The organism is Azospirillum sp. OGB3 (assembly GCF_014192915.1).
In the GTDB taxonomy this organism is placed as follows: Bacteria; Pseudomonadota; Alphaproteobacteria; order Azospirillales; family Azospirillaceae; genus Azospirillum.
Genome location: NZ_JACHYN010000005.1, coordinates 82010 through 106657, shown reverse-complemented (window position 1 = coordinate 106657; position 24648 = coordinate 82010). Strand labels below are relative to the sequence as shown.

Sequence of the window (24648 nt, the reverse complement as noted above, 5' to 3'; positions counted from 1 at the left end):
GGACTCCTGAGGGGATGGGCGTCAGCGGAAGGTGTGGATCAGAGCGAGGCGAGGAAGGCCAGCAGCGCCGCGCGGTCGGTGGTGGGCAGGGCGCGCACGGCGTCGGCGCTGCCCTGGGCCTCGCCGCCGTGCCACAGCACGGCCTCCAGCGGGCTGCGGGCGCGGCCGTCGTGCAGATAGGCGGGGTGATCGGCGATCAGCGGGACGAGGCCCAGCCCCCACAGTGGCGCGGTTCGCCATTGCCGCCCGCCGGCGCGGTGGTCGGGCCGCCCGTCGGCCAGCCCGTCGCCCAGGTCGTGCAGCAGCAGGTCGCTGTAGGGATGGATCGTACCTCCGCCGAGGCTGGGCAAACGCGGGTGTCCGGCCGTTTCCAGGCTGGGGGCGTGGCAGCGGGCGCAGCCGGCCTCCGCGAAGACCGCCTCGCCGCGGCGCACCGCCGGGTCGTCCGCGTTGCGCCGTGGCGGCGGCTGGAGCGCCAGCGTGTAGAGGTGGATGGTGTCGAGCATCGCCTCGGACAGTTCCGGCTGCGGTCCCTCCCCCTCGGCGACGTAGACGGCGCAGGCGTCCTGCGCCTCCGGACAGTTGGGCTGCGGGTAGAGGCGCGTGGTGATGCCGAGATCGCCGACGAAGGCCCCGGCGATCTGCTGGCGCACGGTCGGCTGGTTGGCCTTCAGCCCGAAGCGGCCGAGCGCCTCCACCCCAGCTTCGTGGTCCCAGACGTGGTTGGGCTGGCCGGCGACCACGCCCTCGCGCGCCTGCGCCTCGGCCAGAGCCAGGATGACGCGCTCCGGCACCGCCTCCAGCAGGCCCAGCCCGAAGACCGGTGGCCCCATGCGCGGCGAAACCATCACATCGCCGCCGAGCGGCCCGAAGGCCGGATCGGTGATGCGGATTTCAGGAGCGCGCAACGGCACCTCGGTGCCGTCGGCCAGACGCTCCATCCGCTCGTGCCACATGAAGAAGACGCGCGCCTCCGCCGGCACGCCGGGCACCGACTGGTCGTTGATCTGGTCGCCGTAGGCGGGGTGCGGCTTCGGCCCGCCATGCGCGTCCTCGCCGGGCACCGACAGGCGGACCAGCATGGCGCGCAGCGCGTCGTCGGGACCCTGCGGCGGCTCGCCCCGCCCGTTCTTGATGTGGCAGGCGGCGCAGGACAGCCGGTTGTAGGTCGGCCCGAGCCCGTGGAATCCGCCCTCCCCCGCGAAGCCGTTCTGCACCAGCGCCCGCCCGCCGGCCTGGGCGCGGCCGACGCCAGTCCCGGCCTCCGGGTCTGGGCCGCCGGGCGTCCAGACATGGTTGAACAGGATGCGCCCGATGGTGAATTGGACGCGCTGCGCCTCGTCGGTCGGCGGCAGGGTCTGGTCGAAGGCGGCGCGCGTCGGGGCGGCGGCCTGAACCGCCCCTCCCGCCGTCGCGGACAGGGCAACCGAGAGGCCGAGCAGCGCGTGAAGGGTCCGGCGCACGGGTCAGGGCTCCTTGGCGGCGGCCAGCACGGCGCGGGCCGTGTCCGCGGCGGCGGCGCGGGCCTTGCCGATGCGCTCCGCCCAGTCCTGGTCGAGCGCCGGGGTGACCGCCAAGCCGGCGGCCTCAACTTCCGTGACTGGAACCGCGGTGGCGAGGGCCAGCGCCTCCTCCGCTTTCGCGGCGAGGGCGGGATCACCCGTCCGGGCGGCGGCCCGCCGCGCCTCGTCCAGCAGGGCCAGCAGGTCGCGCAGTTCGTCCTGGCGGCGGGTGATCAGCGCGTCGAACAGGGCGGCGACCGCCGGCTCGCGGCGGCTCCCCCGCTCCGTCTCATAGGCGAAGGCGCCGGCCGCGGCGAAGGGGTTGCCGGTTCCCGCCGGGGCGTCCCGATAGACCGCCGGACGGACCGGGTGGCGGCGGATGTCCGGGTGGAAGAGAATGCGCTGCCCCTCCTCCGACAGGGCGAAGGTGACGAAGGCGGCGGCAGCCTTCGGGTGCGGAGCGGCGGCGGTCACGCCGATGTGGGCGGGCAGCCAGGCGGTGCGCTCCGGATAGAGGATGTCCACCGGCTTGCCGTCGGCCTGGGCGTTCAGCGCCTGGAAGTCGATGGTCGGCCCGGCGCCGCGCCGCCCGGAGGAGACGCTGTCGCCCACCCCCGGCCCGCGGTCGGCGAGTTCGGCGCCGGCGGCGATGCGTTGCAGCAGAGTCCAGCCCGCCGCCCAGCCCTCGGCCTGGAGAATGATGTCCACCAGCACCGGGGCGAAGCCGACCCGCGAGGGCACCGGGAAGGCGACATGCCCGGCCAGCGCGGGGTCGGCGAGGTCGGCCCAGCGCCGCGGCGTCGGCAGCCCGCGGTCCGCCAGATAGGCCGGGTTGACCACGATCCCGTAACCGGCGACCTCGAACGCCTCGAAGCGGCCTGAGGGGTCGGACAGGGTCTGCCCCCCGATGCGGCCCGGCAAGGCTTTGCGATCAAGCTCCGGTGAAGCGATGTCCAGCGGGCGGAGCCGCCCCTCGTCGCGCAGCAGCGGGAAGTTGCGCAGCGCCGGGGTCCAGTAGACGTCCACGCCCCCCTGGTCGGCGCTGCGCAGGATCGGCATCGCCTCCCGCCCGGTCTTCCAGAGGACGCGCAGGTCGGTGCCGGGATTCGCCCGCTCGAACGCCGCCTCGAACCGCGCGACCAGTTCGTCGGGGTAACTGGTCAGGACGAGCAGGCTCGATTCCAGGGGCTCCGTGTGCAGCGCACCCGGAAGGATGCCCACCGCCAGCACAACCAACGCACGCAGTCTCATCGCGGGCTCCGTCACAGGGGACCGATCAGGCGTATCCATTCGCTATGTTTGTTTGGATACAGCGCATACCGGCGTCTGTCAACGGCGCTATATACGTCCGGTATATAACCGTGAAGAAAATATGGAAATGGGAAAGGCGCCCGCTGACCGGGAAGCGCGCCCGCTCCCCGGCCATCCTCGCATCAGGTCGTCACTTCACGAGCGGGCAGCCGCTGTCCTTCGGGTTGATGTAGGCCTGCTCCCCGGGAATGGTCTTGAGGATCTTGAAGTAGTCCCAGGCCGCCTTCGACTCGCCCGGCGTCTTGATCTGCGCCAGATACATGTCGTTGAAGATCCGGCCGTTGTCGGCGATCTTCGCGTCCTTCATCATCATGTCGGTGATGGGCGTGGCGCGCATCTTGGCGGCGACCTTGTCCGCGTCGTCGGTTCCAGCCTCCTGCACGGCCTTCAGGTAATGCTTGACCGCCGAATAGACGCCCGCCTGGTTCATCGACGGCTTGCGCCCGGTCCGCTCCTCGAATTTCTTCGACCAGGCGCGGGTCTCGTCATTCATGTCCCAGTAGAAGGAGTTCGCCAGCATCAGCCCCTGCGCGGTGTCGAGACCCAGCGCGTGGATGTCGTTGACGTTCAGCAGCAGGCCGGCCAGCGTCTGGCCACCCTGGGGAATGCCGAACTCGGCGGCCTGCTTGACCGCGTTGATGGTGTCGCCGCCGGCGTTGGCGAAGGCGACGACCTCCGCGCCCGAGGCCTGCGCCTGCAACAGGAAGGACGAAAAGTCGGAACTCGCCAGGGGATGGCGGACGCTGCCCTTGATGGTGCCGCCGAGCTGCTTGACGGTGTTGGCCGCCTCCGTTTCCAGTGAATGGCCGAAGGCGTAGTCGGCGGTGATGAAGAACCAGCTCTTTTTGCCCTGCTCGACCAGCGCGCGGGCGGTGGAGGACGCCACAGCGTGGTTGTCCCAGGTCCACAGGAAGCCGTAGGGGCTGCAGTCCTTGCCCGTCAGATCGGTGGAGCCGGGGCCGGACATCAGGAAGATGCGCTTCTTGTCCTTGGTGATGCCCTGCACGGCCAGCGCCGCCGCCGAATTCGGCACGTCGGCGACGACGTCGACCTTCTCCACGTCGATCCACTGGCGGGCGAGGTTGGCGGCGATGTCCGCCTTGTTCTGGTGGTCGCCGACGATGATCTTGATCTTGGTGCCGTTGATGGCGTTGTCGAACTCCTCGGCGGCCAGCCGCGCGGCGACGGCCGAGCCCTCGCCGTTGATGTCGGCGTAGATGCCGGACCGGTCGGACAGCATGCCGATCTTGATGACGTTGTCCGACATCTGGGCCTGGGCGGTGCCGGACACCAGGGCGGCGAAGGCGACTCCGGCAAGAAGGCCGGCGAGACGGGTGCTGCGCATGGTTCACTCCCTAGGGTGTTGTTTTCTTGGTGGTTTGGGTGTCAGTGGGTGGTGTAGCCGCCGTCCACGGGGATCGCGGCGCCGGTGATCGACGCGGCGGCGTCGGAGCACAGGAAGGCGATGGCGGCTGCGACCTCCTCCGGCGGAATCAGCCGGCCGGTCGGCATGCGGTCGAGGAACACCGCCTGAAGGACCCGCTCCTCCGGCAAGCCGGTGACCTTGGCCTGCTGGGCGATCTGCTTCTCAATGATCGGGGTCAGCACCGTGCCGGGGCACACCGCGTTGCAGGTGATGCCGTGCTCCGCCACCTCAATCGCCACCGACTTTGTCAGGCCGATGATGCCGTGCTTGGTCGCGACATAGGCGGGCTTGTGCGGAGCGCCGACCATCCCGAGGACCGATGCCGTGTTGACAATGCGCCCCCAGCGGCGCTCGCGCATCGCCGGGACGGCCGCCTTGATGGTGTGGAAGGCGGCGCTGAGGTTGACGGCGAGCAGCAGGTCCCACTTGTCGTCGGGGAACTCGTGCACCGCCGCCACATGCTGCACCCCGGCGTTGTTCACCAGGATGTCGATGGGGCCGAGCGCCGCCGCGGCGTCGGCCATCATCGTACGGGCCTCCTCCGGCCGGCTGAGGTCGGCCCCCGAATAGACGATCGTCGTGCCGCTCTGCGCCGCGATGTCCGCGCACAGCCGGTCGATCTCCGCCCGGTCGCCGAAGCCGTTGAGCATCACATGGCAGCCCTGGCGGGCCAGTTCGCGGGCGGTCGCCAGCCCGATGCCGGTGGTGGAGCCGGTGACGACGGCGTTCCTGTTTCGCATCATTGTCCTTCTTTCGGTGGCCTTCTTTCGGGCGTCATGAAGTCTGAGGCGTCCTGCTGGTCAGAAAGCCACCTGATCGGCGCCCTTCAGGGCGAGCATGGCGCGCGCCTCGGCGGGGGTGGCGACTTCGAGCGACAACTCTTCGAGAATCCGGCGGATCTTCGCCACCTGCTCCGCGCTGTTCCGGGCCAGCCGGCCCTTGCTGAGATACAGGCTGTCCTCCAGCCCGACCCGGACGTTGCCGCCCATGACCGCGGCCATGGTCGTGAAGGGGATCTGGTGACGCCCGGCGGCGAGCACCGACCATTCGTAATCCGTTCCGAACAGCCGGTCGGCGGTTTCGCGCATGAAGACGAGGTTGCGCTGCTCCGCGCCGATGCCGCCGAGGATGCCGAAGATCGTCTGGACGAAGAAGGGCGGCTTCACCAGCCCCCGGTCGACGAAGTGCGCGAGGTTGTAGAGATGCCCGACGTCGTAGCACTCGAACTCGAAACGCGTCCCGCAACCCTCGCCCAGATGCTCCAGGATGTACGCGATGTCGCGGAAGGTGTTGCGGAAGATGAAATCGTCGGTGCTGCGCAGATAGGGCTCCTCCCAGTCGTGCTTCCAGTCCTTGTAGCGGTCGGCCAGCGGGAAGATGCCGAAGTTCATCGAGCCCATGTTGAGCGAGCACATTTCCGGCTGGGCCTGGAGCGGGGCGGCAAGACGCTCCTGCACCGTCATGTTGAGCGAGCCGCCGGTGGTGATGTTCAGCACCGCGTCGGTGGACTGCTTGAGGCGCGGCAGGAACTGCATGAACACCGCCGGGTCCGGCGTCGGCTGCCCGGTCCGGGGATCGCGGGCGTGCAGGTGGAGGATCGCCGCACCGGCCTCGGCGGCGCCGATCCCCTGCTCGACGATCTCATCGGGCGTCACCGGCAGCGCGTCCGACATGGTCGGGGTGTGGATCGACCCCGTCAACGCGCAGCTGATGATGACCTTCTTCTGTGCTGCCTTCTGTGGTGCGGCCATGGAACGTTCCCTGTGTGGGTTCAATTCGAAAGGAAAGGAGGCGGTGAACGGCGCGCGGTCACCCGCGCTCGACACCGTCCAGCCGCTGGAGGTGGGCCGCCAGACGGGCGTGGGTCTCGGTCCGCTGCGCCTCCGTCCAGGTCCGGAAACCGGCGCCGGATTTCATGCCCAGCCGCCCGGACGCGACGAGGTCGCGCAGCAGGGGCAAGGGTCCGGGCGTCCGGTCGAGGTCGGGCAGGACATGCTCGTGCACCGCCAGGGTCAGGTCGGTGCCGACGAGGTCGGCGTTCTCCAGCGGCCCCAGCACGGCGAGGCGCCGGCCGAAGCTGGCCCTGACCACCGCGTCCACCGTCTCGGCGTCGCACACGCCGTTCTGGACGAGCGCGATGGCCTCGCGCCAGAGCGCGTGCTGCAAACGGTTGCCGATGAAGCCGGGAACGTCCTTGCGGACATGCACCGGCGTCTTGCCGATGGCGCTCAGCAGCCCGATCATCGCGGCGACCGCCGCGTCGGCGGTGTCGGCGGTCTGGATGACCTCGACGAGCGGAATCTGGTACGGCGGGTTCCACCAGTGGGTGCCGAGGGCGCGGGTCTTGTCGCGGACCGGCTCCATGATCCGGGTGATCGGGATCACCGACGTGTTGCTCGCCAGAAGCGCGTGAGGCGGGGCGGCGGCCTCGATTGCTTGGAAAATCCGCTGCTTGAGCGGCAGGTCCTCCGGAACCGCTTCGATGACCACGTCCGCGTCGCCGACCGCGTCCTCCAGGGAGTCGCAGGGCCGGATCAACTCCGCGGCAGCGGTGTCCAATCCAAGATTCTGAAGGTTGCTTCGGACCCGCCCGACGATGCCGGCCCGGCGGCCGGGATCGGGCTCCTGGATGGCGACGCGGTGCCCGGCGACGGCGAACGCCTGGGCGATCCCATGCCCCATCAGCCCGGCACCGATGATTCCGATACGCTGCTGCGTCATGCCCTTGTCGCTTCCCCCTTGCCGGACCGTGCCGCGACGGCCGTTCGGCCAATTGTTCGCTGCACCCATATTTTCTTGATGCAATCAAAGCAAGGGGCGTGCCAATGATGAGAGGCGTTGCCAGGGAAGGGGGTGGGCCGGCCAAGCGGGCGGATTGTCTGGGGATCGGACCACCCGTCCGCCGAAGCCCTCGCAATCAGAGCTTCCGTCGTGTGCGGAATTTTGACAAACAGTGTTCAGTATTTTGACAGAAACGACGCGGCGGGAGGCGGGCCATGGCGACCGGACCAGACGAACACTTCGCGGCGGCGCGCGCCCTGATGGTGATGATCGATGAGATGATCGACGGCGCCATTCTTGTCGACAAGGACGCGCGGATCGTCTGGTCCAATGATAAGCACGTCTGGTTCGATGACAAGCGCAAGGCGCTGCTGGGCATCCGCTCCCTGGCCGAGGTGGTGGGGCAGCCCGTCGAGCGGGTCATCCCGCACAGCCAGATGCGCGACGTGGTGGAGACCGGCCGCTCCTTCCCGCTCGACATCATGCGCTACGGCGAGCACACGCTGCTGGTCAGCCGCCTGCCCCTGCGCGACGAGCGGGGCGAGATCATCGGCGCCCTCGCCTTCGCCCTGAAGAACAGCCTGACCTACCTCCGCCCCATCGCCGAGCGCTTCAACAAGCTGCAATCGCGCCTCGCGCGCATGGAACAGGAACTCGCCGCCAGCCGGGCGCCGAAATACTCGGTCGAGAATCTGGTCGGCTTCAGCCCGGCGATGCTCCAGGTGAAGCGGCTGGTGCGCAAGGCGGGCCAGATCAACTCGGCGGTGCTGGTGCTGGGCGAGACGGGAACCGGAAAGGAGCTGGTGGCGCAGGCGATCCACGCGGCTTCGGACCGGGCCGACCGCCCCTTCGTCGGCATCAACGTCGCGGCAATCCCCGAAAACCTGCTGGAGGCGGAGTTCTTCGGCGTCGCACCGGGCGCCTACACCGGCGCCGGCCGCCAGCCGCGGCCGGGAAAATTCCAGCTCGCCCACGGCGGCACTCTCTTCCTCGACGAGATCGGCGACATGCCGCTGCCGCTCCAGGCCAAGCTGCTGCGCGTGCTTCAGGAACGCGAGGTCGAGCCGCTCGGCTCCAACCAGGTCATCAAGGTCGATGTCCGCATCATCGCCGCGACCAGCCGGCCGCTGCCGGAAATGATGCGGAACGGCACCTTCCGCTCGGACCTCTACTACCGGCTCAACGTCTTCCCGATCCAGCTTCCGGCGCTGCGCGACCACAAGGAGGATCTGGAAATCCTCGCCTCGCTGTTTTCGGAACGGATGGCGGTCAGCCTCGACCAGCCGATGCGCGACCTCACGCCTGCGGCGCTCGACGCGTTGCGCGGGCACGACTGGCCGGGCAACGTCCGTGAACTGGCCAACGTCATCGAGCAGGTCTATGTGCGCACCGAAGGCGAGCGCATCCTGGCCGAGGACTTCGCCGACATCCTTCCCGGAACCGCCGCCCGGCCCACAACCCCGTTGGCGCGCAAGCGTCCCCTCGCCGACAGCATGGACGAGCTGGAGCGCTCGCTCATCCTCGCCGCGCTCGAAGACGCCCAGGGCAACAAGCTGGAAGCCGCGCGGAGCCTTGGCCTGTCGCGCACCAATCTCTACGCAAAGCTGCGCAAGCACGGCATCACCGCGGAGTCCGAGGCGTAGCCGGATCGCGGCGTCACAGCAGCAGGGCTTTCTCCCGCTGCACATGGCCCGACAGCCGGGCGGTCTCCCGCTGGTTCAGCGCGTCGCGCAGCTTTGGGAAATCGACCTCCTCCTCCTGCTGGACATGTTCCGCGATCAGCTGCCTCAGCGCGATGACGCGCCGCCGCCATGCGGGATCGTCCTTCGGCATATGTTCGAGGGCGTACAGGTGCATCTTCATGTCGGCGTGCTCGCCGTAGAGGTGCCGGGCGTCCGCCTCCTGATGCGCGTGGTCGTGCAGGAGGGGATAGACGACGTCCTCCTCGGCCATGGCGTGCGCGGCGAGGCGGCGCTTCAGGCGGAGCAGCAACTGCGTCCGCTGGAAAGTCTCGCCGGTGTGCGTCCGCTCCATCGCGTCCAACAGCGCCAGGATGTGGCGGTGGTCGTCCGTCAAGGCGTCGAACGGATCGCGCGCCATCGTCGTCCCGGCAGCCTGGGCAACGAGCGGCGGCAGCAGGCGGCTGGCGAGGATCGCCACGGCCGCACCGCTGGCGAAGGCGATCAGGCCGCTTGCGGACCAGAGGTCCGTTCCTCTCCTGGTCATGATTTCCGTGCCTCCCGGGTCCATGGGTGTGTCCGATGACCAACAGGGGCGGGACGGGGTCATTCCGCCGGAGATGTCTTTGCCGGGACGGCCGCCGGAGGGCGGTGTGGAACCAGCCGCTCGGTCAGGCGCTGGAAGGCGACGAACAGCACCGGCACAAAGATGATGCCGACCAGTGTCGCCGCGGTCATGCCGCTGAAGACCGTCGTGCCGATGGACCGCCGGCTCGCCGCGCCGGCGCCGGTGGCGACCAGCAGCGGCACCGCCCCCAGGATGAAGGCCAGCGCCGTCATCAGCACCGCGCGGAAGCGCTGGCGGGCGCCCATCACCGCGGAGTCGATGATCGGATGGCCGGCGGCGCGCTGCTCCCGCGCGAACTCGACGATCAGGATGGCGTTCTTGGCGGCGAGGCCGACCAACAGGACGAGGCCGATCTGCGCGTAGACGTCGTTGGCGATTCCGGCAACGGTCAGGCCGATGCCCGCCCCCAGCACCGCGATGGCCACCGACAGCAGAACGGCCAGCGGGATCAGCCAGTTCTCGTACTGCGCCACCAGGAACAGATAGCCGAACATCACCGCCAGCCCGAAGATGATGATGGTCTGGTTGCCGATGCGGCTTTCCTGATAGGACAGGCCGGTCCATTCCGTGGCGTAGCCCGCCGGCAGGGTGCGGTCCGCCACCTCCTGCATCGCCGCCAGCGCCTGGCCGGAGCTGCCGCCGGGTGCCGCGTTCCCGTTGACCGAGGCGGACAGGAACTGGTCGTAGCGGACGAGGCTGTCGGGGGCCAGCGTGTTGCGGATGCTCACGATGCTGCGCAGCGGCACCATGTCCCCCGACGAACTCCGCACATAGAGCTGGTCGATGGCCGCCACCTCGTCCCGGTGCTCCGCGGCGTCCTGCACCTGCACCTGGAAGACCCGGCCGTAAAGGTTGAAATCGTTGACGTACTGCGACCCGAGATGGGCCTGAAGCGTGGTGAAGACGTCGCCCGGCGAGACGCCGAGCAGCGCCGCCTTGGTCCGGTCGAGGTCGACGAACAGGTGCGGCACGTCGGGGCTGAAGGTGCTGAAGACCGCCGACAGGCGCGCGTCCTGGTTGGCGGCGACCAGCAGGCCGCGCAGCACCGCGCCCAACTGCTGCGCGGATTGCCCGCCCAACGCCTGGACCTGGAGCTGGAAGCCGCCGGTGCTGCCGAGGCCGGGAATGGAGGGCGGGTTGAAGGCAGCGATGGTCGCCTGCGGCACCGCCGCGAGCTGCGGCCTCAGCCGGCCCAGCAACGCGTCCACCGTCTCGGCAGCCCCCCGCTCCCCCCAGGGCTTCAGCACGACGATCTGCAGCCCGACGTTGGAGGCCGCCCCGCTGAGGATGCTGTAGCCGGCGATGGAGATCACGTGGGCCACACCCGGCGTCGCGCGCAGGCGCTCGGTGACGTCGTTCATCACCGTCTCGGTCCGGCTGAGCGACGCCGCGCTCGGAAGCTGCACGTTGACGAAGAAATAGCCCTGGTCCTCCGACGGCAGGAAGGCGGTGGGAAGGCCGCGCAGCAGCAGGACGGCTCCGGCGGTCAGCAGGACGAAGGCGGCGATCCCGACCACCAGCTTGCGCGACAGCCAGCCGACGAGGCCGGCGTAGCGGTCACGCACCCCGTCCAGCCCGCGGTTGAAGGCGGCCAGCGGACGCCAGGGCCGGCCCGGCGGGCGCAGCAGCAGGCCGCACAGCGCCGGGGTCAGCGTCAGCGACACCATGCCGGAAATCAGGAAGGAGGTGGTGATGGTGACCGCGAACTGCCGGTAGAGCTGGCCGGTGATGCCCGGTAGGAAGGCCACCGGCACGAACACCGCGGCCAGCACCAGGGTGGAGGCGACGATGGCGCCGGTCACCTGCTCCATGGCGATGCGGCTGGCCGAGGGGGCGGGCTGGTCGGGATGCTCCTCCATGACGCGGCGGACATTCTCGACCACCACGATGGCGTCGTCGACGACCAGCCCGATCGCCAGCACCAGCGCGAACAGCGTGATGGTGTTGGCGCTGTAGCCCAGCACCAGAAGCACGGCGAAGACGCCGATGATCGACACCGGGATCGCCAGGGTCGGGATCATCGTCGCCCGCCAGTCCTGGAGGAAGACGTAGATAACCACCACCACCAGCAGGAAGGTGATGCCCAACGTCAGCACGATCTCCTCGATCGTCGCGCTGACGAAGCTGGTGGTGTCGAAGACGACGGCGTAGTCCAGCCCCTCCGGGAAGCGGCCGGACAGTCGTTCCAGTTCGGCCCGCACCGCCTTGGCGACGTCCAGCGCGTTGGCGTCCGGCGACTGGTAGACGACCAGGGTCGCCGCCGGGTCGCCGTCCAGCCTGGCGGTGGAGCTGTAGCTCTGCGCCCCCAGCTCCACCCGCCCGATGTCGCCCAGCCGCACCACGCCGCCGTTCGGGTTGGTGCGCACGATGATACCGGCGAACTGCTTTGGGTCGTCCAGCCGGCCGCGGGCGAGGATGGTCAGCTGCTGCTGCTGGCCGTCGGGGACCGGCGGGGCGCCGATCTGCCCCGCCGAGGCCTGGAGATTCTGGGTCTGGATCGCCGCGACCACGTCCGCCGCGGTGATGCCCAGCGCGGTCATGCGGTTCGGGTCCATCCAGACGCGCATGGCGTAGGTCAGCGCGCCCATCACCTGCGCGTCGCCGACGCCGGGCACCCGCGCGATGGCGTCGCGCAGGTTGATGCTGGCGTAGTTGGAGATGAAGATCGGGTCGAACTGGCCGCCGGGCGAGAAGACGTTGACGGCCATCAGCATGTTGGACGACTGCTTGCGCACCGTGACGCCCTGCCGCGACACCTCCGCCGGCAGGGTCGGCGTGGCGAGCGACAGGCGGTTCTGCACGTTGATCTGGGCCAGATCCGGGTCGGTGCCCTGCGCGAAGGTGACCGACAGCGTGTAGGCGCCGGTGTCGGTGCTGGTGGAGGACATGTAGAGCATGCCTTCCACGCCGTTCACCTGCGCCTCGATCGGGGCGGCGACGCTGTCGGCGACGACCTGGGCGTTGGCGCCGGGATAGGTCGCGGAGACCTGCACCGAGGGCGGCGTGATCGGCGGAAACTGCGCCACTGGGATGGCCAGGATGGCCAGCGCGCCCGCGATGGTCACGACCAGCGCGATGACGATGGCGAGGTTCGGGCGCCGGATGAACAGACCGGAGAACATGGGCGCTTATCCTCGCGGCTGCTCGGCGGTCTGGGGGGCTCGTTCGGGCTGCACGGCCATGCCGGGGCGGACCTTCTGGGCGCCGCCGACGATGACGGTCTCGCCGGCCTGGACACCCTTGGGCACGGCGATCACCTGATCGAGCTGCGGTCCGGGCTCGATCGGACGGCGCTGCGCCCGGTTCTGCTGGTCGAGGACCAGGACGTAGCTGCCCTGCTGGTCCTGCTGGATGGCCGACACCGGCACCACCGGCTGCCGCTCGGTCTGCGCCGGGCGGATCAGCACGGTCACATACTGGCCGGGCAGCAGAAATCCCTTGGGGTTCGCGAAGTCGGCGTAGACGGGGATGGTCCCGGTCTGCGGGTCGATGCGGTTGCTGGCGAAGGAGACCTTGCCCTTCTGCTCGTACTCGGCCCCGTCGGCCAGCCGCAGGGCGGGCACGAAGCGGTTCACCGCGTCGGCCGAGGCGAGATCGGGGGCGGCGCGCTGGACCTCCAGGACGTCGCGGTCGCTGACCGAGAAGACGACCCGGATGGGGTCGAGCTGGACGACGGTGGCGAGCGGCCCGCTGGACGGGTTGACAAGGTCCCCCACCGTCATCGCGGTGGCGCCGATGCGCCCGTCGATGGGCGAAGAAATGCGCGTGTAGCCGAGGTTCAGCTCCGCCTGCCGCAGCTTGGCCTGCGTCTGCATGATGTCGGCGTCCGCCGTCTCCTGCCCCGCCTGGGCCTGATCGAGGTCAGCCTGGGAGATGTTCCCGCGGGTCCGCAGCTCCTGCGCGCGCTGAAAGGCGCGCTGGGCCTCGCGCTGGGTCGCCTGGGCGCGGGCGAGGTCGGCCTTGGCGCTGTCCACGGCGGCCTGATAGGGCGCCTGCTCGATGACGTAGAGCAGGGTGTCCTTGGCGACGTTCTGGCCTTCCTGGAAGGCCACCTGCTCGATAAAGCCCTCGACGCGGGCGCGGGCTTCGAAGTCCTGGATCGCCTGGACGCGGCCGATGAACTCGCTGGTCGGGGTGACGTCCCGTTCGCGCACCACCTCGGTCGTGACCGTGGGGGGCGGCGCGTTGGCGGGCTGCTGGGCCAGGACCCCGCCCGAAGGGAACAGGGCGAGCAGGCACGAGACGGCGAGGCCGTGGCGAAGGCGCAGCATCGAGGGGGCTCCCGTTCAACCGTGCCCTTTAAACAGGGCCGCGGCGATTGGGTTCAGCGATGCTGATGAAAAGTGGGTGCGATGAAGGCGGCCTGTCGCCGAAAACGCATGGGGACCACCCCACGAAGGGCGGTCCCCATGCCGTCGAACATGCGGTCAAACGCGCGGCCGGCCGGTGACCGGTCAGCGCGGGGCGATGACCATGACCATCATGCGCCCTTCCATCCGGGGCATCTGCTCGACCTTGGCGATGTCCTCGAACAGGTCGCGCACACGGATCAGCACGTTCATGCCCAAATCCTGGTGCGCCATCTCTCGTCCGCGGAACCGCATGGTCATCTTGACCTTGTCGCCCTCTTCGAGGAAGCGCCGCGCCGCCCGCATCTTCACGTCGTAATCGTGGTCATCGATGTTCGGCCGGAGCTTCAGCTCCTTGATCTCGATGATCTTCTGCTTCTTGCGCGCCTCGTTGGCCTTCTTCTGCTCCTCGAACCGGAACCGGCCGTAGTCGAGGATCTTGCAGACCGGCGGATCCGCCTGGGGGGCCACCTCGACGAGGTCGAGTTCGGCCTGAATCGCCGCGTCAAATGCGTCGCGCAGCGAGACCACGCCGATCATCTCACCGTCGGCACCGACGAGGCGCACCGTGCGTGCCGTGATTTCCCGATTGATGCGCGGGCCTTCGCGGACCGGGTCCGCATCGTAGAGTTTAGCTATGTCCTGTCTCCAACGGTCTGTCCGGCGAGGAACCGGAATGGGTGCTGACGGCCCTGACGCCGTCCCTCAAATTAAGGCATCGGCGGCCGCGGTCAATAGCCCTCGCGCAGCAAGCGCTTGCGCAGCAGCTTGCGCCGCCGCCGGACCGATTCCGCCGCCTGCCGTGCCCGGCGCTCCGAGGGCTTTTCGTAACGCCGATGCAACTTCATCTCACGAAACAGCCCTTCGCGCTGCATTTTTCTTTTCAGGGCGCGCAGAGCGCCCCCCACATCGTTGTCGCGGACCTGAACGAGCATAGGCCGGCTGTCCTCGCGGTTGTTTCTGTGGGAAGGCTTTTTTCGTTACGGATGAGGCGGTTAGCCCAAAGTGTCGAGAACGATCTGGCGAATCTCACGCGGGGTGAGACGGGGCCATCCGGGCGCCCACGCCGGCTCGACCGCGGGAACGGGGCGTTGATGCTGGGGCTGGGCGGCCTGGGCCGCTCCGGTCGAAGGAAGTTTGATGGTCATGCGAATCCTTTTGCCGACACGGGCGACGCCCGCCGGCCACTGTTCTTCTGCGTTGGAATCGGGGGCGGCGGCGCTCAGAGCGCGCGCAGATCCTCGGCCGACACCTTGCCCCGCTGCGGGTCGCGGACGGCCTCGAACGACAGCTTCTGCCCTTCGTTGAGGTGACCGAGGCCGGAGCGGTCGACGGCGGAAATATGGACGAAGACGTCCGCCGAACCGTCATCCGGCTGGATGAAGCCGTAACCCTTGGTGGAGTTGAACCATTTCACGGTGCCGTTGGCCATGGGTCTGTTCCCTTGCTGATGGTGCCCCGCCCGACATCGGGCAGGGATCAAATTCACTTCGGGAAAAGATACCCAAACCGGTTGGCCGTGGCTGAGGACAGCAGGCCCCGAAACAATCTTGATGGGTTGCAGATGGGAAGGACCATCGGCTTTTACAAGTGATTATTGAGCGGCCTGTTGCCGACCGGTGGCGTCCGGCTTTCCGGAAGGGAATTGAACACAGACGCAACTCTGGGATCACATCACGCGTGAACGGCGACGGGGCGGTTCGCGTCGGCGGTGAAGGGAACGCTGACGGTGGCGGTGCAGCCTGACCGGGCCTCGAAGGATATGGTGCCGCCGACCTGCCGGACAAGCGCATCGACCAGCGTCGTGCCGATGCCCCCCTTGGGCGGCATGTCCGGGCAGCCGATGCCGTCGTCGGCCACCGTCATCGTCAGATGGTCGCCCGCCTGCCGCAGCCGGACCGTGACCGTTCCGCGTCGCCTCTCCGGAAAGGCGTGCTTCAGGGCGTTGATGACGAGTTCGTTGGCGATCAGGCCGAGCGGTGTGGCGAGTTCGATGGAACAGGCCACGTCGTCCGTGTCGGCATGGATGGTGACCGCCTCGTTCGGAAGAAGCTCCTGAAGGGCGTCGCAGAGCTGGCGCAGGTGCGTTCCGAAATCGACGTTCATCAGGTCGCCGGAGGTGTAGAGCTGCTCGTGCAGGCGCCCCATCGAGGTCACACGCCCGGCCAGCGCCTCGATGCGGCCCCGCGACAGGTCCCCCTTGGGTAGGCGGCGCATCTCCACCATCATCAACCCGTAGATGACCTGCAGGTTGTTCTTCACGCGGTGGTGGACCTCGCGCAGCAGGACCGTCTTTTCGGCGACGGTGCCGCGGAGCCTCCGGTCCGCCTCCTGCAGGTCGCTCACGTAGGTGTGCAGCGCCCCGGACAGCGTGGCCGCCTCCGTGTAGCGGCCGGTCAGCGGCAGGACGGGCATCGCGCCATCCGGACCCGCAGCTTCGACGGCCCTGGACATGGCGCGCAAGGGCGCCGACAGCCACGTCGCCAGGACGTGACCGACGAGGACCGCCAGTAGGCTGGCGGCGATACCCCAGGCGATCACCCGGTTCCGCAGCTCCGCGACCGGCGCCATCGCCTGATCGACCGGCTGGCGGAGCACGACGCTCCACCCCAGCCCGGGATAGTCCCGGTATCCCTTCGTCCGAACCACGCTTGTCAGGAAATTCCGCCCGTCCGGCCAGGACTCGACCCACGCGCGCCGCCCTTGCGCCGACGCGAAAGCCAGCGGCTTGCCTACCAGGGGTTTGGGCCCGAGGATCACCGTGCCGTCGGCGGAGAGGATCATCGCCTCGACCTCGGCGTCATCGGATATCTGGCCGAGCACGGAGCGTTCGACCTCCGACGCCCAATCCCAGCTGAGATGGGCGGCGACGACTCCGGTCAGCGTCCCCTGCTCGTCGCGCACCGGCGCCGCCAGATCGACGAAGCGCGGAACCTCCATCCGGTTGGCGTACAGAAGCTTGCCCAGAACCACCGCGTCGTGCACGTCGCCGACATAGGGGCGGTCGAACCCCTGCTTCCACCAGTCGCGTGCGCTGACGTCCATGCCCTCATAGACGCGTCCCGTCGCCGCTTCGAGGAGGCCGGTCGGCCGGATGAAGCCGATCCAGGCATAGTCCGGGTAACTGTCCTGGAGCTTCTGGAGGACGGCGCGCCGCGAATCGCGGGAACTGTCGGTCGCGCGGATCGTCTCCAGACTCGTCACGACCAGCAGGTCGCGGTAACGTTCGAACATGCCGCGGTCGAGCTTGTCGGCGACCTGGCCTGCGTAGAGGTGCAGCTGCTCGCCGATCACACGGTGGAGTCGTTCCCCGGCTTCGACCTGCAGAATCGTGGCGGTGCCGGCCGTGAAAGCCAGCCCGACGCCCCCCAGACAGGCGATCAGCATCGTCCTCAGGCCGATTTTCAAGGTCGCAGGTCTTCCTTTGGTGAAGGCTTCGCCCGGCGCCGCCATGCCGGTTCCCAGCAGGAAGAATGCACACATCCCCGCGGAACGAACAAGGGCTAGCAGCCCCCCGAAATGGCTGGGGAAACAACCATAGCCCGTTCAGCTTTGTTTTTCATCGCGCTGCCGGTTACAATCGTACCTGGAGCTGGACCACACCGTCCCGCACCCAGGACTGTGTTTACTCTGTACGGTGAGCCGCCATGACCGAACCCCGCCACATCCTGCTGGTCGACGATGAAGCCATCGCGATCATGGCGCTGGAGCATGGCCTGATGGACGAGGGGTTCCGGGTCACCACGGCCTTCAATGGCCAGGAGGCTCTGAAGATCTGGCAGGACGATTCCTTCGACGCTCTGGTCACCGACCTCAGGATGCCGATGATGGCCGGCGACGAGCTGATCCGCAACCTGCGGAGCGAGGAGCCCGGCCTGCCCGTGGTGGTGGTCAGCGGCTACGCCACCGGCGAGATTTCCGAAAAGCTGAAGGTGAGCTTTCCGGACCCCATCGCGATCATGCCCAAGCCGGTGCGCGTCGAGGAGATATCGGACGCGCTGAAGCGGATGCTGGCGGTCGCCCCCGGCGCCTGATTCCGGCGCATCACGACATCACCAGGGACCATGGACACCGTCACCCAAATGCTTCTCGGGGCCACGGTCGCACAGGCCGGCTTTTGCCGCCGGCTGGGCCGCCGCGCCCTCGCCGTCGGCGCGGGCATCGCGCTGATCCCCGACCTGGACGTCGCCGCCGGCTGGATCGGCGGCCCCTTTGCCAACTGGGTCCATCACCGCGGCCTGACCCATTCGATCCTGTTCGGCCCCGTCGCCGGCCCGCTGTTCGGCTGGCTGGTCTGGCTCTGGCAGCGCCGGCGCCACGGCCCGGACAGCCCATCGGGCGACGGCGAGGCGCGGCGCGCCTGGATCTGGCTGGCCATCCTGGCGCTGATGACCCACCCGGTGATCGACGTCTTCACGTCCTACGGGACGCAATGGCTCTACCCGCTCACCACCACGCGCTTCGCCATCAACGCGATGCCGATCATCGACCCGATCTACAGCCTGATCCTGGTGGTCGCGTTGGTGACCGGCGTCGCGCTGCGCAAGCGGGCGGCCCTGGCGCAGGACATTGCGGGGGCGGCGCTGATCCTCGTGTCGGCCTACACGCTCGGCGGCTGGGCCATCAACGACCGCGTCGAGGCGATCGCCCGGGCGCAGATCGCCGGCACGGCCGAAGTGACAGCCAAGGTGACGGCCTACCCGACCCTGTTCCAGCCGGTGCTGCGCCGGGTGGTGGCCGAAACGCCGGACGCGGTGCTGGTGGGCTTCCACTCCGTGCTGAGCGATGGGGGCATCCACTGGGAGCGGTTCGAGCGGGGCCGCTCGCCGGCCATTGAGGCGGTCGCGGCGACCCCGGAGGCCGAGGTCTTCCGCTGGTTCTCGATGGACAATCTGATCTGGCGCGAACAGCCGCTGGAGGACGGGCGCAGGCTGGTCCAGGCGTTGGACCACCGCTACGGCATGCCGGGCGTCTCGTCGCTCGGCTTCTGGGGCATTCGGGCCGTCGTCGACCCGGCGGGACGGCTGGTCGGTCCGGTGGAGACCTTCCAGACGCCCCGGGACGCGTCGCGGGCGGCGTGGCAGGACCTGTGGGTCCGCATCGTCGGCACCGGGCCGGCGGACCGGACCGTCCGCGCCGACTGATCCCGCGGGTCCGTTACCCGGCGAGCGCGACGCCGAGGTGCCGCTCCATGAGGGCGTGGTCGTCCCGCAGATCGGCGACCACCCCCTCATGCACCACTTGGCCGCACCCGAACATGACCTCGCACGTGCCCGACGACGGGCATCTGGTCGACGTCATCCCCCGCATCGCCACCGACGAGGCCAAGCGGACGGCGCTTCTCGTCGACAACCCGATGCGGCTTTACTGGCGCGAGTGGCTGGCCGAGGTCAAGCCGGACGTGGCGATCGTGGTCTACAACGACCATGGGTTGAACCTCTTCCTGGACAAGATGCCGACCTTCTCCATCGGCGCGGCTCCCGAGTACCAGAACAAGGACGAGGGCTGGGGCCTGAAGCCGCTGCCGCCCTACCCCGGCGATCCGGAGCTGTCCTGGCACATCATCGAATCGCTGGTGAACGACGAGTTCGACATCTTGCTCCACAGCACCGCTGCCGGAGCGGCCATAGCAAAACTCAATAGCTCCACCTTACCGGCAGGGCGTCGGTCGTTAAAGAGCCGGACCGCGACGAAACGCGGGGGTCCTTACACTGCCGCCGCCCGCTTGACCGCTTCGATCATCCCCTGAAAGCCCAGGGCCGAGCGGTACGGCCCCTGCGGGTCGCCCACCTCGGCGAAGCAGGCGTGGAGCCGGTCCCAATCGGGCGTCGGGCACATCTCCTCGAACCAGGGGCCATGGTCGCGCCACCGGGCGAGCGTGGCCGTGACGTCGGCCGGCAAAACGCGTCCGCCGTCGCGCTCCTGCTCCATGAACGCCAGGGCCGACCGACAGTCGCCGGCCATGTTCTCGGCGAAGACCCCAAGGCTGTCCGGGTGCAGGCGGGGACGCCCATCCGGGTCGATGTAGAGGATGGGAAAGACCGGCGCCAGCCGCGGGAACAGGGTGTTTGCCCAGAGGGTGCCGCCCCAGTAGATCTGGGCGATCCGAGCGAAATGGGCCACCTCGACGACCGGTTCGAGTCCGCTCGCCTCCATGGGCAGGATCTCGACCTTGGGCTTGGTGATGGTCACGGTGTCGTTGGCAGCGTCGACGTAGAGGGCGCCGACCTGCATGGCGTTCTGGAAGTAGCTGCCGCGCAGCGCCCCCCAGATCGGGGACAGGCGCCCTCCCTCCCGTACGAAGGCCGCCAGAGCCTGTGTGACCGGCGTGTCCGGCGCGGCGATCCGCCGGCGCAGCCGCTCGAAGACGACGTCGCTGATCTCGCGGCAAAAGCCCTTGGGGTAAGGGTTGCGGCGATTCGGGAAGGTCAGCCGGCCCTCGTCCCGATCCCGGTCGACGCCGTGACGCAGTTCCAGCATCAGTGCTTCCAAGGCGGCAAGGTGGGGGCCAAGCCACCGCTCCGTCAGGGCGCGCATCCGCTCGTCGGGCGGAACCAGGCGGCGGTGGCCCTGCCAGAGACGCAACTGACGGTCCAACGGGGTTTCGGCATGCATCGGCGGGGAAGCTCCGGGAATGCGGCAACCGTCCAGCCGGTCCGCCAGACCAACCGGGAGGGACCAGCGCGCGGCATCCGCGACCCGGTCCTCACCCGGTCATATCCCGGACAGGGAATGCCATCGCCGGGCCGCAGGTCAAGCGACCATCCTGATCGGGCGCCGTCCCACCGTTCAGGCCGACGGGTCGACCCGCTTCATCGCCTTGCGGCAGTGAACCAGCGCGTCGCGGATCATGACGTTGACCAGCGTCGGCGACACGCCGAGGATTTCCGCGATGTCCTTCTGGCTGTGGCCGTGGATCCGGTGCATTTCGAAGGCGTAGCGGGTGCGCTCCGGCAGATCGGCCAGCGCCGATTCGAGCGTCTGCAAGAGCTGACGGTTCACATTCACGCTTTCCGGCGAGGCCGCCTCCGGCGTGCTCACCGCCTGCCCTTCCTCCTCCGCCGCCATCAGACGCGATTCCAGGCCTTTCCGGCGGTAGTGATCGATCGCCAGATTGCGCACGACCATCATCAGGTAGCCCGCCTTGGCCCGGATGGAGCCGGTCGATTCCGTCCCCAGCAGCCTCAGGAAGGCGTCCTGAACGACGTCTTCCGCATGGTGGCGGCACCCGGTGATCCGCTCGGCCACACCGATCAGCGACCGCCGATGCGTCGTGAAGACGTCGGTCAGGGTCTGGTTCTCGGCGATTCCTACCGGTCGCATAGGACGATCCTTGTGCAAAGCGACGCCGCGGCGGGGCGGCAATCCCCAAGGCTTGACAAGCCGTCGCAAGCTAATGCAACTGACAGTCATTTGCAAATGAGGAAAAGGCAGAATTTCCCAAGGTGAATTCTAGTATTCGTTGCACGAGCTCCGGATGATACCGCGTTCCGCAGGCTTCATGCTCGGCGGGCTGGCGCTCGGCTGGTCGGTGCTCGCCGCTCCGCCCGCAGCCCTGTCCGATCCCGTGCAACCTGCGGCCCAAGACAGGCCGCTGGCGATTCCGGCCCTTTCCCTCGGTGAGGCGCTGACCCGCTTCGGCCAGCAGGCCGGTTTGCAAGTCCTCTACAGCACGGACCTCGTGTCGGGCCGCCGGTCGCGCGCCCTGTCGGGACGGATGGCCCCGGCGGCGGCGCTTGCCCAACTGCTGGCCGGAACCGGCCTGTCCTTCGAGCTGCGGGACGGCATGGCGACCATCGGCCGACCGCAGGAAACCGCCGACGTCCTGCCCCCCTTGACGGTGGAGGGCCGACCGCTGGAAAGCGGCCAAGCAGCAAACCTCGCCAGCCCGGACCGCAGCGTCGGCCGCACCGAAATCCCGGTCGAAGACCTGCCGCAGGGGCTCTCCATCGTCACGCGCGCCGATCTCGACCGGCGCGACGTCCAGGACATCAACGGCGCGCTGGCTTACAGCGCCGGCGTGCGCCCCATCGACTATCCCGGCGGCCAGGGCGCCATCGACGTCTATGTCCGCGGTTTCCGCCAGAGTTCCGATTCCGTCCTGGTCGATGGGCTGCGCAGCGGCTTCAACCCCTATGGGCTGGAGTACGAGCCCTTCGGCGTGGAGCGGCTCGAGGTGCTGAAGGGGCCGGCCTCGGCCATCTACGGCGCGATGCCGCCCGGCGGCGCCATCGCCCTGACCAGCAAGCGTCCGACCGACGACCCGCTCCACCGGTTTCAGCTTCAGGGCGGCAGCCATGACCGGCGGCAGGTCTCCGCCGACTTGGGCGACCGCATCGACGCCGCGGGATCGCTGCGCTACCGGCTGACCGCGCTGTCACGGCGCAGCGGCACGCAGGTCGACCACACGCCGGACGACCGCCTCTATGTGGCCCCCGCGCTGTCCTGGTCGGCCGGCGAGGGCACCGAGATCACCCTGCTCGCCAGTCTCCTCGACTTCCGCAAGATGGGGGCGGAGCAGAGCGTCCCGGTGTCGGGCACGGTCCTGGACAACCCCTACGGCCGGCTCCATTCCAGCCTGTTCCTGGGCTATCCGGGGGTGAGTTCCTACCGCTCGCGCACCCTCTCGGCCGGCTACGAGGTCCGCCACGCCCTGGGCAAGGTCCTGGCCGGCGACTGGACGCTGCGCCACAGCCTGCGCCACAGCCGCAGCCGCGTCGGCTACCGGTGGAGCTGGTCGGACTCCGGCGCGCTGGAGGCGGACCGCTATTACCGGTTCGGGCTGCAGGACCGGCCCAAGACCAGCTCCACCCTGCTGGCCGACGCCAACCTGCAAGGCACCGTCACCACCGGACCGCTGCGCCACGGCCTGCTGGCCGGCGTCGATCACGCCCACTACCGGGTGCATGAAACGCGGCGGAACGGCACGGTGGCCGACCCGATCGACGTCTTCGCCCCGGTCTATGGCGGCCCCTACGCCTGGGACGCGGCGCTGCTCAACGACCTGACCGACCGCATCCGCCAGACCGGTTTCTATCTTCAGGACGAGATCGCCGCCGGGGGCTGGCGCCTGACGCTCGGCGGGCGGCTGGACTGGAGCCGCACGGACGTCCGCGGCCTGCTGTCCGACAGCGTGCCGGTGGAGACGACGCAGTTCGACCGCGCCGTCACCAAGCGCATCGGGCTCGCCCACCGCTTCGACAACGGCCTGACGCCCTACGTGGGCTATTCGACCTCCTTCCAGCCGACCAGCGGCAGCGACGCGCAGGGCCGCCCCTTCTCGCCGAGCCGCGGCGCGCAGATCGAAACCGGGCTGCGCTACCGGCCCGAGGGCTTCGACGCGCTGCTCACCGCGTCGCTGTTCCGCGCGGTGCAGCGCAACCTCACCACCGCCGATCCGGACCATCCCGGTTATCTGGCCCAGACTGGGGAGACACGGTCGCGCGGCGTCGAGCTGGAAGCGCGGACGGCGATCGGCGAAACGACCGATCTGACGGCGGCCTACACCCGCACCGACGCGCGGGTCACCCGCGACACCCCCGCCCCCGGCGGCACCGACAAGACGGGAAACCGGGTGGCCTCCGTCCCCCGCCACGCCGCGTCGCTCTGGCTGCGCCAGCGTTTCGAGGACGGACCGACCGACGGCCTGACTGCCGGCATCGGGCTGCGGTATGTCGGCGCGACATACAACGCTACGAACAGCGTGCGCGTCCCCGCCTACACGCTGGTCGATGTCAGCCTGGGCTACGAGCTGGACCGGCTCGGCCCGTCGCTCGACGGTGTCGGGCTGACGCTGACCGCGACCAACCTGTTCGACCGCCGCTATTTCTCGCCGGGCTTCTACGAGGATTCGGTCTTCGTCGGCAACCGGCGGGCGGTGCTGGCGACCCTCTCCTACCGCTGGTAACCGGCCCGCGGCTTCAGCGGGCGGAGAGGATCAGCGCGCCGTCCTTCGCGGCGATCGTCACCGGCAGCACCCGCGGCAACGACGCCACCACGCGGTCGAGGTCGGCGACGTCGTACACGCCGCCGATGCGCATCGCCCCAACCCGGCGGTCGGCCAGCCGCAGCGGTTGCGAGAGGTAGGGGTTCAGCAGCGGGACGGCGTCGGCCAAGGTGATGTCGTCGAACACCAGCTTGCCCTCGCGCCAGGACAGGACCCGCGCCGGATCGACGCGCGCGACGCTGCCGAACCGGCTGTCGCGGGCGAAGCGGCCCTGCTGGCCCGGCGTCAACCGCAGGGGCTCCTCCCCCGCTGCGGCGGCGGCGCTCACGGTCACCGCGCCCTCGGCCAGCGTCACGGCCAGCTCGCCGTCGTTGGCCCAGACGTTGAACCGCGTCCCCGTCACCCGGACCCGATGGGCGGCGGTGAAGACGGTGAAGGGCCGCGCGGCGTCGCCCGTGACCGCGAAATAGGCCTCGCCATGGTCCATCAACACGCTGCGGCGGTCGCGGAACTGGGCATAGACCAGAGTGGTGCGGACGTTCAGGTCCACCGTCGAACCGTCGGGCAGACCGACCACGCGGTGCCGGTCGCCGCCGAGGAAGACGTCCACCGTGCCGGGCAGTACACCGAACGACCAGCCCACCGGCCAGCCGACGGCGAGGACCGCCGCGACGCAGGCCGCCAGCGCCCAGCGCCGCCGTTTCGGCGCCCGGACAATGGGAGAGCGCACCGTCTCGACAGGCCGTGCCGGAGCGGGGGTCGCGGTCACCCGCGGCCGCAGTCCGGCGGACAACCCCCACAGCTCCCGCATCGCGTCGAATTCCGCCAAGTGGCGGGGGTCCTCCCGGCACCAGCGCTCGAAGGCGGCCCGGTCGGCGTCGCTCACCTCCTCCGCTTGCAGGCGCAGGCACCAGTCCGCCGCCTCTTCGGTCACGCGGTCGTCGTCGGAAGGATGGGACGGAGGCATACAGGCGCGCTCGGCTCCGGAAATCGTGTGCCAGCTATAGGGCAGACCGGGACCGGATC

Annotated in this window: 21 protein-coding genes; 5 read left to right on the top strand and 16 right to left on the bottom strand. The window is 69.1% G+C overall.

Annotated features, from left to right (window positions below):
- Window positions 1-38 precede the first annotated feature (38 nt).
- The 6 genes from FHW79_RS12795 to FHW79_RS12770 form a co-directional block, all read right to left on the bottom strand.
- Window positions 39-1463: a di-heme oxidoredictase family protein gene (locus FHW79_RS12795; RefSeq protein ID WP_183179279.1), complete on the bottom strand. Its 1425-nt coding sequence runs from the start codon at window positions 1461-1463 to the stop codon at window positions 39-41.
- Window positions 1464-1466: 3 nt separating this feature from the next.
- Entirely contained in the window at window positions 1467-2753 is a 1287-nt protein-coding gene (locus FHW79_RS12790) for an extracellular solute-binding protein (protein WP_183179278.1), read from the bottom strand.
- A gap of 190 nt (window positions 2754-2943) precedes the next feature.
- Complete coding sequence (locus FHW79_RS12785) at window positions 2944-4158, bottom strand: ABC transporter substrate-binding protein (RefSeq protein ID WP_183179277.1); 1215 nt, start codon at window positions 4156-4158, stop codon at window positions 2944-2946.
- A 41-nt stretch (window positions 4159-4199) separates the two neighbouring features.
- On the bottom strand, window positions 4200-4982 hold the full coding sequence (locus FHW79_RS12780; protein WP_348984134.1) for a 3-hydroxybutyrate dehydrogenase: 783 nt from the start codon (window positions 4980-4982) through the stop codon (window positions 4200-4202).
- 57 nt (window positions 4983-5039) lie between these two features.
- Window positions 5040-5990, bottom strand: coding sequence for a 3-keto-5-aminohexanoate cleavage protein (locus tag FHW79_RS12775; RefSeq protein ID WP_183179276.1), 951 nt, complete (start codon window positions 5988-5990; stop codon window positions 5040-5042).
- A gap of 58 nt (window positions 5991-6048) precedes the next feature.
- Complete coding sequence (locus tag FHW79_RS12770) at window positions 6049-6960, bottom strand: 3-hydroxyacyl-CoA dehydrogenase NAD-binding domain-containing protein (protein WP_183179275.1); 912 nt, start codon at window positions 6958-6960, stop codon at window positions 6049-6051.
- Window positions 6961-7235: 275 nt separating this feature from the next.
- Between FHW79_RS12770 and FHW79_RS12765 the strand changes: the two genes are divergently transcribed.
- Window positions 7236-8663 carry a sigma 54-interacting transcriptional regulator gene (locus FHW79_RS12765; RefSeq protein ID WP_183179274.1) on the top strand — a complete coding sequence of 476 codons (1428 nt, stop codon included), beginning with the start codon at window positions 7236-7238 and terminating at the stop codon, window positions 8661-8663.
- Window positions 8664-8676: 13 nt separating this feature from the next.
- On the opposite strand, the gene FHW79_RS12760 is transcribed toward FHW79_RS12765, so the two are convergent.
- The 7 genes from FHW79_RS12760 to FHW79_RS12730 form a co-directional block, all read right to left on the bottom strand.
- Window positions 8677-9246: a hemerythrin domain-containing protein gene (locus FHW79_RS12760; RefSeq protein ID WP_247884341.1), complete on the bottom strand. Its 570-nt coding sequence runs from the start codon at window positions 9244-9246 to the stop codon at window positions 8677-8679.
- 59 nt (window positions 9247-9305) lie between these two features.
- Window positions 9306-12449 carry a multidrug efflux RND transporter permease subunit gene (locus tag FHW79_RS12755; RefSeq protein ID WP_183179272.1) on the bottom strand — a complete coding sequence of 1048 codons (3144 nt, stop codon included), beginning with the start codon at window positions 12447-12449 and terminating at the stop codon, window positions 9306-9308.
- A 6-nt stretch (window positions 12450-12455) separates the two neighbouring features.
- Window positions 12456-13598, bottom strand: coding sequence for an efflux RND transporter periplasmic adaptor subunit (locus tag FHW79_RS12750; RefSeq protein ID WP_183179271.1), 1143 nt, complete (start codon window positions 13596-13598; stop codon window positions 12456-12458).
- Between the two features lie 183 nt (window positions 13599-13781).
- Window positions 13782-14315: a translation initiation factor IF-3 gene (gene infC, locus FHW79_RS12745; RefSeq protein ID WP_183179499.1), complete on the bottom strand. Its 534-nt coding sequence runs from the start codon at window positions 14313-14315 to the stop codon at window positions 13782-13784.
- A gap of 92 nt (window positions 14316-14407) precedes the next feature.
- The gene (rpsU, locus tag FHW79_RS12740; RefSeq protein WP_183179270.1) at window positions 14408-14611 is read right to left on the bottom strand and encodes a 30S ribosomal protein S21; all 204 of its coding nucleotides are present in this window, start codon (window positions 14609-14611) and stop codon (window positions 14408-14410) included.
- Between the two features lie 287 nt (window positions 14612-14898).
- Window positions 14899-15108, bottom strand: coding sequence for a cold-shock protein (locus FHW79_RS12735; RefSeq protein ID WP_183179269.1), 210 nt, complete (start codon window positions 15106-15108; stop codon window positions 14899-14901).
- Window positions 15109-15350: 242 nt separating this feature from the next.
- Window positions 15351-17084 carry a sensor histidine kinase gene (locus tag FHW79_RS12730; RefSeq protein ID WP_247884340.1) on the bottom strand — a complete coding sequence of 578 codons (1734 nt, stop codon included), beginning with the start codon at window positions 17082-17084 and terminating at the stop codon, window positions 15351-15353.
- Window positions 17085-17323: 239 nt separating this feature from the next.
- Between FHW79_RS12730 and FHW79_RS12725 the strand changes: the two genes are divergently transcribed.
- From FHW79_RS12725 to FHW79_RS32635, 3 genes are all read left to right on the top strand, one after another.
- Entirely contained in the window at window positions 17324-17710 is a 387-nt protein-coding gene (locus FHW79_RS12725; protein WP_183179268.1) for a response regulator, read from the top strand.
- Window positions 17711-17740: 30 nt separating this feature from the next.
- Window positions 17741-18820, top strand: coding sequence for a metal-dependent hydrolase (locus FHW79_RS12720; RefSeq protein ID WP_183179267.1), 1080 nt, complete (start codon window positions 17741-17743; stop codon window positions 18818-18820).
- Between the two features lie 113 nt (window positions 18821-18933).
- Window positions 18934-19425, top strand: a complete 492-nt coding sequence (locus FHW79_RS32635; RefSeq protein WP_247884339.1) for a hypothetical protein — start codon at window positions 18934-18936, stop codon at window positions 19423-19425.
- On the opposite strand, the gene FHW79_RS12710 is transcribed toward FHW79_RS32635, so the two are convergent.
- Both FHW79_RS12710 and FHW79_RS12705 read right to left on the bottom strand, forming a co-directional pair.
- On the bottom strand, window positions 19383-20291 hold the full coding sequence (locus tag FHW79_RS12710) for a hypothetical protein (RefSeq protein WP_183179266.1): 909 nt from the start codon (window positions 20289-20291) through the stop codon (window positions 19383-19385). The genes FHW79_RS32635 and FHW79_RS12710 overlap by 43 nt on opposite strands.
- Before the next feature lie 174 nt (window positions 20292-20465).
- A complete protein-coding gene (locus FHW79_RS12705; RefSeq protein ID WP_183179265.1) occupies window positions 20466-20999 on the bottom strand; it encodes an RNA polymerase factor sigma-70 in 534 nt (177 codons plus the stop codon).
- A 154-nt stretch (window positions 21000-21153) separates the two neighbouring features.
- Here FHW79_RS12705 and FHW79_RS12700 point away from each other — a divergent pair, with 154 nt between their 5' ends.
- Window positions 21154-23583 (top strand): TonB-dependent siderophore receptor, encoded by a 2430-nt coding sequence (locus FHW79_RS12700; RefSeq protein WP_183179264.1) that lies wholly within the window; start codon window positions 21154-21156, stop codon window positions 23581-23583.
- 13 nt (window positions 23584-23596) lie between these two features.
- On the opposite strand, the gene FHW79_RS12695 is transcribed toward FHW79_RS12700, so the two are convergent.
- Window positions 23597-24589 carry a FecR domain-containing protein gene (locus FHW79_RS12695; RefSeq protein ID WP_183179263.1) on the bottom strand — a complete coding sequence of 331 codons (993 nt, stop codon included), beginning with the start codon at window positions 24587-24589 and terminating at the stop codon, window positions 23597-23599.
- Window positions 24590-24648 lie beyond the last annotated feature (59 nt).

Bases quoted from the DNA above. Each gene is read 5' to 3' on its own strand.
- FHW79_RS12790 (WP_183179278.1), bottom strand. From the start codon at position 2,753: ATGAGACTGCGTGCGTTGGTTGTGCTGGCGGTGGGCATCCTTCCGGGT.
- FHW79_RS12785 (WP_183179277.1), bottom strand. From the start codon at position 4,158: ATGCGCAGCACCCGTCTCGCCGGCCTTCTTGCCGGAGTCGCCTTCGCC.
- FHW79_RS12780 (WP_348984134.1), bottom strand. From the start codon at position 4,982: ATGATGCGAAACAGGAACGCCGTCGTCACCGGCTCCACCACCGGCATC.
- FHW79_RS12775 (WP_183179276.1), bottom strand. From the start codon at position 5,990: ATGGCCGCACCACAGAAGGCAGCACAGAAGAAGGTCATCATCAGCTGC.
- FHW79_RS12770 (WP_183179275.1), bottom strand. From the start codon at position 6,960: ATGACGCAGCAGCGTATCGGAATCATCGGTGCCGGGCTGATGGGGCAT.
- FHW79_RS12765 (WP_183179274.1), top strand. From the start codon at position 7,236: ATGGCGACCGGACCAGACGAACACTTCGCGGCGGCGCGCGCCCTGATG.
- FHW79_RS12760 (WP_247884341.1), bottom strand. From the start codon at position 9,246: ATGACCAGGAGAGGAACGGACCTCTGGTCCGCAAGCGGCCTGATCGCC.
- FHW79_RS12755 (WP_183179272.1), bottom strand. From the start codon at position 12,449: ATGTTCTCCGGTCTGTTCATCCGGCGCCCGAACCTCGCCATCGTCATC.
- FHW79_RS12750 (WP_183179271.1), bottom strand. From the start codon at position 13,598: ATGCTGCGCCTTCGCCACGGCCTCGCCGTCTCGTGCCTGCTCGCCCTG.
- rpsU (WP_183179270.1), bottom strand. From the start codon at position 14,611: ATGCTCGTTCAGGTCCGCGACAACGATGTGGGGGGCGCTCTGCGCGCC.
- FHW79_RS12735 (WP_183179269.1), bottom strand. From the start codon at position 15,108: ATGGCCAACGGCACCGTGAAATGGTTCAACTCCACCAAGGGTTACGGC.
- FHW79_RS12725 (WP_183179268.1), top strand. From the start codon at position 17,324: ATGACCGAACCCCGCCACATCCTGCTGGTCGACGATGAAGCCATCGCG.
- FHW79_RS12720 (WP_183179267.1), top strand. From the start codon at position 17,741: ATGGACACCGTCACCCAAATGCTTCTCGGGGCCACGGTCGCACAGGCC.
- FHW79_RS32635 (WP_247884339.1), top strand. From the start codon at position 18,934: ATGACCTCGCACGTGCCCGACGACGGGCATCTGGTCGACGTCATCCCC.
- FHW79_RS12710 (WP_183179266.1), bottom strand. From the start codon at position 20,291: ATGCATGCCGAAACCCCGTTGGACCGTCAGTTGCGTCTCTGGCAGGGC.
- FHW79_RS12705 (WP_183179265.1), bottom strand. From the start codon at position 20,999: ATGCGACCGGTAGGAATCGCCGAGAACCAGACCCTGACCGACGTCTTC.
- FHW79_RS12700 (WP_183179264.1), top strand. From the start codon at position 21,154: ATGATACCGCGTTCCGCAGGCTTCATGCTCGGCGGGCTGGCGCTCGGC.
- FHW79_RS12695 (WP_183179263.1), bottom strand. From the start codon at position 24,589: ATGCCTCCGTCCCATCCTTCCGACGACGACCGCGTGACCGAAGAGGCG.